The following is a 6,357-nucleotide window of genomic DNA, read 5'->3' on the forward strand; positions in this document are numbered from 1 at the left end:
GGGCGGTGGCGGCCGGCCGCCCCCACCCCTCCCCGTCCGGCCGCCACCGCCCTTACCCATCCGTCCCGGAAAGAGCCGCCACGCCATGACCTCCCCCACCGACTACGCACATCTGCGCGCCGAGCTGGACGGCCTCACCACCGAGGCTTTCCGGCCGGAACTCGCCGAGATCGACCGCCGCTCCACCCTGGACATCGCCCGCACGATGAACGCCGAGGACGCCGCCGTCCCCGCGGCCGTCGCCGAGCGGCTCCCGGAGATCGCCGCCGCCATCGACGCCCTCGCCGCCCGTATGGCCCACGGCGGCCGGCTGATCTACGCGGGCGCGGGCACGGCCGGCCGCCTCGGCGTGCTGGATGCCAGCGAATGCCCGCCGACCTTCAACACCGACCCGTCCGAGGTGCTGGGGCTGATCGCCGGCGGCCCCTCGGCGATGGTCACCGCCGTCGAGGGCGCCGAGGACAGCAAGGAGCTCGCGGCCGAGGACCTGACCGCGGTCAAGCTGACCGACATGGACACCGTCGTCGGCATCTCCGCCTCCGGCCGCACCCCCTACGCCATCGGGGCCGTCGAACATGCCCGTTCACTGGGCGCACTGACCATCGGCCTGTCCTGCAACGCCGGTTCGGCCCTGGCCGCGGCGGCCGAGCACGGCATCGAGATCGTGGTCGGCCCCGAGCTGCTGACCGGCTCCACCCGGCTCAAGGCGGGCACCGCCCAGAAGCTGGTGCTCAACATGATCTCGACCCTCACCATGATCCGTCTGGGCAAGACCTACGGGAATCTGATGGTCGACGTCCGCGCCTCCAACGAAAAGCTGCGGGCCCGCTCGCGCCGGATCGTCGCGCTCGCCACCGGCGCCGGTGACCGGGAGATCGAGACGGCGCTGAGCAGCACGGACGGCGAGGTGAAGAACGCCATCCTCACCCTCCTCGGCGGAGTCGACGCCCCCACCGCCGCCCGTCTGCTCGACGCCGCGGACGGCCATCTCCGCGCGGCCCTCGAAGCCGCCCGGCCGCACTGAGGCCGCCGCCCCACAGCACCCGAGCCCGCCCCGCAGCACCGGGCCCCACTGCCCCGTCCCGCCGAACTCCCGACCCACCCCGCCGGTTTTGTCATCACAGCAAGGCACCGCCCATGTCCGAAGACAAGCACCGCGCCACCGCCGCCGCACTCCTCCCCCTCGTCGGCGGCGCCGGGAACGTCACCTCCATCACCCACTGCATGACCAGGCTCCGCCTCGGCATCCGGGACCCTGCCCTCGTCCGGCACGAGGCCCTCAGGGCGCTCCCGGCCGTCCTGGGCGTGGTCGAGGACGACACGTACCAGATCGTGCTGGGCCCCGGGACGGTCGCCCGGGTCACCCCCGAGTTCGAGCGTCTGGTGGAGCACAGCCGCACCGAACAGCCAACCGCCGAACCGACCACCACGACACCAGCCACCACCACACCAGCCGCCACCACACCAGCCTCCACCCCGGCGGGTGCAGCCACCCCAGCGGGCCCGGCCTCCGCCCCGCCCACGCCCACGGGCCCTCCCCCCTCCCCGCCCGCCACCGCCGACGCACTCGCCGCCCAGGGCGCCGCCCTCAAAGCCCGGCAGAAGTCCCGTAACGCCACCCCGGCGAAGCTGATCCTCCGTCGGATCGCCCAGGTCTTCGTGCCGCTGATCCCGGCCCTGATCGGCTGCGGCATCATCGCCGGAATCAACGGTCTGCTGGCCAACCTCGGCTGGCTGCCCTCCCTCGTCCCGGCACTCGCCGCCCTCTCCTCCGGCTTCATGTCCCTCATCGCCGTCTTCGTCGGCTACCACACCGCCAAGGAGTTCGGCGGCACACCGATCCTCGGCGGCGCGGTCGCCGCGGTCATCGTCTTCCCGGGCGTCACCCACGTCACCGCCTTCGGCCAGCAGCTCGCCCCGGGGCAGGGCGGGGTGCTCGGCGCCCTGGGCGCGGCGCTGCTCGCCGTCCGGGTGGAGAAGTGGTGCCGCCATGGGTTCTTCCCCGGCCGGACGAAATCGAGAGCCTGGGGAAGGGTCCCCGAGGCGCTGGACGTCCTGCTCACCCCCACCCTGACGGTCCTGGTCACGGGCCTGGTCACGCTCTTCGGCCTGATGTACGCCGCGGGCGCGGTCTCCACCGCCACCGGCACCGCCGCCACCTGGCTGCTGGCCCACGGCGGCGCCGTCGCCGGCTTCGTCCTCGGCGGCCTCTTCCTCCCCCTCGTGATGTTGGGCCTCCACCAGGCCCTGATCCCCCTCCACACCACCCTCATCGAGCAACAGGGCTACACGGTCCTGCTCCCGATCCTCGCCATGGCCGGAGCGGGCCAGGTCGGCGCCGCCCTCGCCGTCTACCTCCGTCTCCCCCGCAACCGCTCGATCCGTACGACCATCAAGTCCGCCCTCCCCGCAGGCTTCCTGGGCGTCGGCGAGCCGCTGATCTACGGTGTCTCGCTCCCCCTGGGCCGCCCCTTCCTCACCGCCTGTGTCGGCGGCGCGTTCGGCGGCGGCGTCATCGGCCTGTTCAACCAACTCGGCGACGCCGTCGGCTCCACCGCCATCGGCCCCTCCGGCTGGGCCCTGTTCCCCCTGATCAAGGGCAACCACGGCATCGCCACCACCCTCACCGTCTACGCCATGGGCCTGGCCGCCGGCTATCTCGCCGGTTTCCTCGCCACCTACTTCTTCGGCTTCAGCAAGCAGATGCGGACGGAGCTGAACGCGGATACGGCCTCCGCCGACGGCCCCGATCCGGGCGCCCCCGGGAGCACGGACGCCGCGGCTCCCGCCCCGGAACCCAGCCGCCCCGCCACCGCCGGGCGGACCTGAGGACGGCCCTCGGCGCCCAAGGCCCCTCAGCGTCCAGGCCCCTCAGCGTCCAACGGACCCTCGATGTCCGATCACGCCCATAGGGTCGGCGGCATGCTGATTCGATTACGCCGCCCCTGGCGCGCCAGGCTGGCCGTGGCCGTCACCGTTCTCGTCCTCTCCGTCGCCGGGGTGGCACTGATTCTGTGGGGCGAGACACCGCCCCCGTTCCCGCCGCTGCCCCCGTCGCACGGCAACGTCGTGATCCAGGTAGCCGTCGAGACCACCCTCGACCGCGAGACCCCGCCCGCACCGGCCACCCTCTGCGGAGCCGTCATACTGTCCGTGGCCGGGGCGCTCGGCCTCGCGGGCTGCCTGATCGGCCGCCGCCGCCAGTGACCTGACAGCGGCTCAAGAAGGACATTGCACGCCCCGGGCTCTCCATAGGACGTACGCTCCGGGCGCCCCACCCCTCACGGCATCCGGCTCTGCCAGTTCAGCTCCCTGACACGGGCCGCCAGTGCGGCGGACGGCGGGGCGGCCCGCAGGGCGTGCGGTGGGCAGTGCCACTGTGCGCCGCCCCCGGGCGGACGGAGCTGCACGAACGGCCCTTCGTGGCCGACGACCCGCCCGATGCGCCCGTCCCGCCCGTCCACCGCATAGCTTCCGGGCACCGGCATCACGGCCGCCGCTCCTCCTCACCGTGTCCCGGTACGGCGGTCCGGGCGTAGTCCGCCAGTACGCCGGCGAGCCGCCGGGCGGTGTCCAGATTGCATCGCCCCAGCTCGACCAGCGGCGCCATGTGGCCGCTCGCACACGACACCGGGTCGACGCCGACGGAAGGCAGGGTGATCCCCACAGCCCGGAGTGCGGTGTGCAGTTCCGTCGCTACGCCCTCGGCCTGCCGACTCCGCTCACGCGCCGTCAGCATTCGCCTCATCACCTTCCACGCTGAGTGTTGCCATTGCGCACACAGCGTGGCGACGACGGGTCTAGCCTGCATAGAGGCGCAGACCCAACAACCGATCGTGTGTAACAGGGAGTTGCTGCGATGCCCGGACCAAAACTCCTCGACCCGTCCTCGTCACCCCGCGCCATGCTCGGCGCCGAGTTACGTCACAAGCGCGAAGAGGCGGGTCTCACCCAGGAGGAACTCGGCAGCCCTCTCTTCGTCAGCGGGTCGTTCATCGGCCAGCTGGAGGCGGGGACACGGCGGATGCAGATGGATTACGCCGTGAAGATAGACGAGATCCTGGCGACGGACGGCTACTTCGTCCGCAACTGCGAGGCCGCGACGAAGTCGAAGTACCCGGATCACTTCGCGGAAGCGGCGGAGGCGGAGGCCATCGCCACCACCATCAAGGAGTACGCGCCGCAGCTGATTCCGGGGTTGTTGCAGACGAAGGCGTATGCGTGGGCGGTTTGCCGAACCTACCAGCCGACGGCACCGGAGGACGTGATCGATGGGACGGTCACGGCGCGCCTCGAACGTGCGCACCTTCTCGATCATCCAACAACTCCGTTGTTGTGGGTGGTGCTGGACGAGGCTGTGCTACGCCGAAATACGGGCGGTCCGGCGGTGATGGCGGAGGCCCTGCGGCACGTGGCGGAGCTGATCCGGAAGCACCGGATCATCGTGCAGGTGTTGCCGTTCTCGGCGGGTGCCCATGCCGCACTGGAAGGCTCTCTAAAATTAATGGCGTTCGCTGACGCGCCCCCGCTCGCGTACCTTGACGGTCTAGGCACAGGGCAGTTGCTGGACGATCCGGCAACGGTGGCGCGGTACGAACTGGCCTACGATCTCGTGGGAGCCAGCGCATTGCCACCGGAAGCGTCACTGGCCCTGATCGAGTCGGCGGCGGAGGCATATTCCCGTGAGTAGTGAGTACGACCTGAGCACAGCCCACTGGCACAAGTCGAGCTACAGCGGCGGGAGCGGCGGCAACTGCCTTCAGGTGGCAAAAAACTTCCCCGGCGCCGCCCACTGGCGCAAGTCCAGCTACAGCGGCGGCGACGGCGGCAACTGCCTAGAAGTCGCCACCTGGCGGAAGTCCACCCACAGCGACGGCAGCGGCGGCGACTGCCTCGAAGTCTCCGACGACCACCCCGGCATCGTCCCCGTCCGCGATTCCAAGGACCCGCTCGGCCCGACGCTCGCGTTCCGGGCACCGGCCTGGGCGTCGTTCATCGAGGGCGTCAAGTCAGGCTCCCTGCACGCCGCCTGACGCACCACTCGGGGTCCGAGGCTCAAGCCGCGGACCCCGAGCCCTCTTTCCAGGACCGGACCTCCTTGACCACCCGCCCCGTCGTACGGGTGGTGCCCGCGGAGCACGTCACCGAGCGGAACCGGCCGTCGACCTCGGCGACCCAGAACGCATCGGCCACCGTGTGCGCCTGGACGCACCGGCTGCGCCGCCATCGCCGGAAGGATGCCTCGACGATGTCGCCGTCGGGCGGCAGTTGCCCCCACGCCAGCGACCAGTGCGTCGCCGCCGAACGGCCGCTGTGCCGGCCGCCCCTGAGCGGTGAGACGCTGAGCGTGCTCAGGACGGACACATCGATCAGCCCGGCCCGGCTGTGCACCTCCAGGGCGGGCCGGCCCTCGGAGCCCCGCGCGATGCGCAGCCACCAGCCGCTGAGGGGCAGCCGCAGGGCACCGGACTCGATGACGGTGAGGGCGCCCGGGCCCGTACGGGAGAGCTCGTCCGGTGTAAGGGATGCACTGCATTCCACGGTGTCTCCTGGTGTTCGACGCCTCAGCGTGTGAGGTCTCTGAAGCTCGACGGCCAGGAGCGTACGGACGCACTTTGTGGATTCCCTGTGGCCCTCTCCCACTGCGTCGGCGCATGTACCAGCACATCGACACACGGCGAGGCGGCCCCCGGCTGGAGAGCCGTGCCGGGGACCGCCGTTCAGTGGGGACGAGCAGCCGCCGTCAGGACGGACCCTTGGGGAAGTTGAAGACCTTCACCGTCTTGCCGTCGTGCTTGTAGACGACCTTGGGCGTGGCGTCGGCCTGCGCCGCGGGCTTCGGGTAGGCGATCGTGTACGTCCCGTTCGTGTCCATCCGGCTCGGCACCGGCCCGGGCTTGTCCTTGTTCAGCACCCCGGTCCGGCCGTGCTCGGGGTCCTGGATGGTGACGCTGCCGTTGTTGCCGTCCAGCTGGAGGGTGTCGCCGTTGTCGACCTTGACCGTCTTGACGTAGTCCGTGGGCATCGCGACCGCCGCACTGGTCGGGAGGGCGATGGCAGCACCGGTCACCGCGACGGCGAGGGCGGTGCGCTTGAGGCGCCGGGCGTGTGGCAGGGCCTGCTTGAACATGGCTGCTCCTTCACGGATGCATGGGGGGTGTCCCAGGCCGGTCAGACCTGGTGGGGGCGCGGAAAAGCACCCGTGCCCGAAAAGGTAGATAACCCCCGTTTCAGCCGTCCCGAGATCGTGTATCAGGCACATCTCGGCCGTTCAACGAGACAGTGACATCTGAACGAGACAGTGACATCGCCCGCCCACCACGCCGTCATCCGCCCACCACGCCGACACCCACCCAC

General features: G+C 70.9%; 9 protein-coding genes. 5 read left to right on the forward strand and 4 right to left on the reverse strand.

Annotation, left to right across the window (positions count from 1 at the left end):
* The first annotated feature begins 85 nt into the window (after positions 1-85).
* The 3 genes from murQ (at position 86) to EST54_RS32770 (ending at position 3,207) form a co-directional block, all read left to right on the forward strand.
* Entirely contained in the window at positions 86-1,024 is a 939-nt protein-coding gene (gene murQ, locus EST54_RS32760; protein WP_129251319.1) for an N-acetylmuramic acid 6-phosphate etherase, read from the forward strand.
* 113 nt (positions 1,025-1,137) lie between these two features.
* The gene (locus tag EST54_RS32765) at positions 1,138-2,829 is read left to right on the forward strand and encodes a PTS transporter subunit EIIC (RefSeq protein WP_129251320.1); all 1,692 of its coding nucleotides are present in this window, start codon (positions 1,138-1,140) and stop codon (positions 2,827-2,829) included.
* A 93-nt stretch (positions 2,830-2,922) separates the two neighbouring features.
* Positions 2,923-3,207, forward strand: coding sequence for a hypothetical protein (locus EST54_RS32770; RefSeq protein ID WP_129251321.1), 285 nt, complete (start codon positions 2,923-2,925; stop codon positions 3,205-3,207).
* Positions 3,208-3,281: 74 nt separating this feature from the next.
* Here the strand turns inward: EST54_RS32770 and EST54_RS32775 are convergent, their stop codons facing one another.
* On the reverse strand, positions 3,282-3,488 hold the full coding sequence (locus EST54_RS32775) for a hypothetical protein (protein ID WP_129251322.1): 207 nt from the start codon (positions 3,486-3,488) through the stop codon (positions 3,282-3,284).
* The gene (locus EST54_RS32780; protein WP_129251323.1) at positions 3,488-3,739 is read right to left on the reverse strand and encodes a hypothetical protein; all 252 of its coding nucleotides are present in this window, start codon (positions 3,737-3,739) and stop codon (positions 3,488-3,490) included. Before EST54_RS32780 ends, EST54_RS32775 begins: the two co-directional genes overlap by 1 nt.
* 120 nt (positions 3,740-3,859) lie before the next feature.
* On the opposite strand from EST54_RS32780, the gene EST54_RS32785 reads away from it, so the two are divergent.
* Both EST54_RS32785 and EST54_RS32790 read left to right on the forward strand, forming a co-directional pair.
* On the forward strand, positions 3,860-4,690 hold the full coding sequence (locus EST54_RS32785; RefSeq protein ID WP_129251324.1) for a helix-turn-helix domain-containing protein: 831 nt from the start codon (positions 3,860-3,862) through the stop codon (positions 4,688-4,690).
* Positions 4,683-5,033, forward strand: coding sequence for a DUF397 domain-containing protein (locus tag EST54_RS32790; RefSeq protein WP_244942666.1), 351 nt, complete (start codon positions 4,683-4,685; stop codon positions 5,031-5,033). Before EST54_RS32785 ends, EST54_RS32790 begins: the two co-directional genes overlap by 8 nt.
* Positions 5,034-5,055: 22 nt before the next feature.
* Here EST54_RS32790 and EST54_RS32795 read toward each other — a convergent pair whose 3' ends face one another.
* Complete coding sequence (locus tag EST54_RS32795) at positions 5,056-5,541, reverse strand: hypothetical protein (protein WP_129251325.1); 486 nt, start codon at positions 5,539-5,541, stop codon at positions 5,056-5,058.
* Positions 5,542-5,743: 202 nt separating this feature from the next.
* Positions 5,744-6,130 (reverse strand): hypothetical protein, encoded by a 387-nt coding sequence (locus EST54_RS32800; protein ID WP_129251326.1) that lies wholly within the window; start codon positions 6,128-6,130, stop codon positions 5,744-5,746.
* Positions 6,131-6,357 lie beyond the last annotated feature (227 nt).

The sequence above is a fragment of the Streptomyces sioyaensis genome (assembly GCF_004122735.1).
Lineage (GTDB): Bacteria > Actinomycetota > Actinomycetes > Streptomycetales > Streptomycetaceae > Streptomyces > Streptomyces sioyaensis.

Coding starts and splice junctions, on each gene's coding strand:
- murQ (WP_129251319.1), top strand. CDS start 86: ATGACCTCCCCCACCGACTACGCACATCTGCGCGCCGAGCTGGACGGC.
- EST54_RS32765 (WP_129251320.1), top strand. CDS start 1,138: ATGTCCGAAGACAAGCACCGCGCCACCGCCGCCGCACTCCTCCCCCTC.
- EST54_RS32770 (WP_129251321.1), top strand. CDS start 2,923: ATGCTGATTCGATTACGCCGCCCCTGGCGCGCCAGGCTGGCCGTGGCC.
- EST54_RS32800 (WP_129251326.1), bottom strand. CDS start 6,130: ATGTTCAAGCAGGCCCTGCCACACGCCCGGCGCCTCAAGCGCACCGCC.
- EST54_RS32785 (WP_129251324.1), top strand. CDS start 3,860: ATGCCCGGACCAAAACTCCTCGACCCGTCCTCGTCACCCCGCGCCATG.
- EST54_RS32780 (WP_129251323.1), bottom strand. CDS start 3,739: ATGCTGACGGCGCGTGAGCGGAGTCGGCAGGCCGAGGGCGTAGCGACG.
- EST54_RS32775 (WP_129251322.1), bottom strand. CDS start 3,488: ATGCCGGTGCCCGGAAGCTATGCGGTGGACGGGCGGGACGGGCGCATC.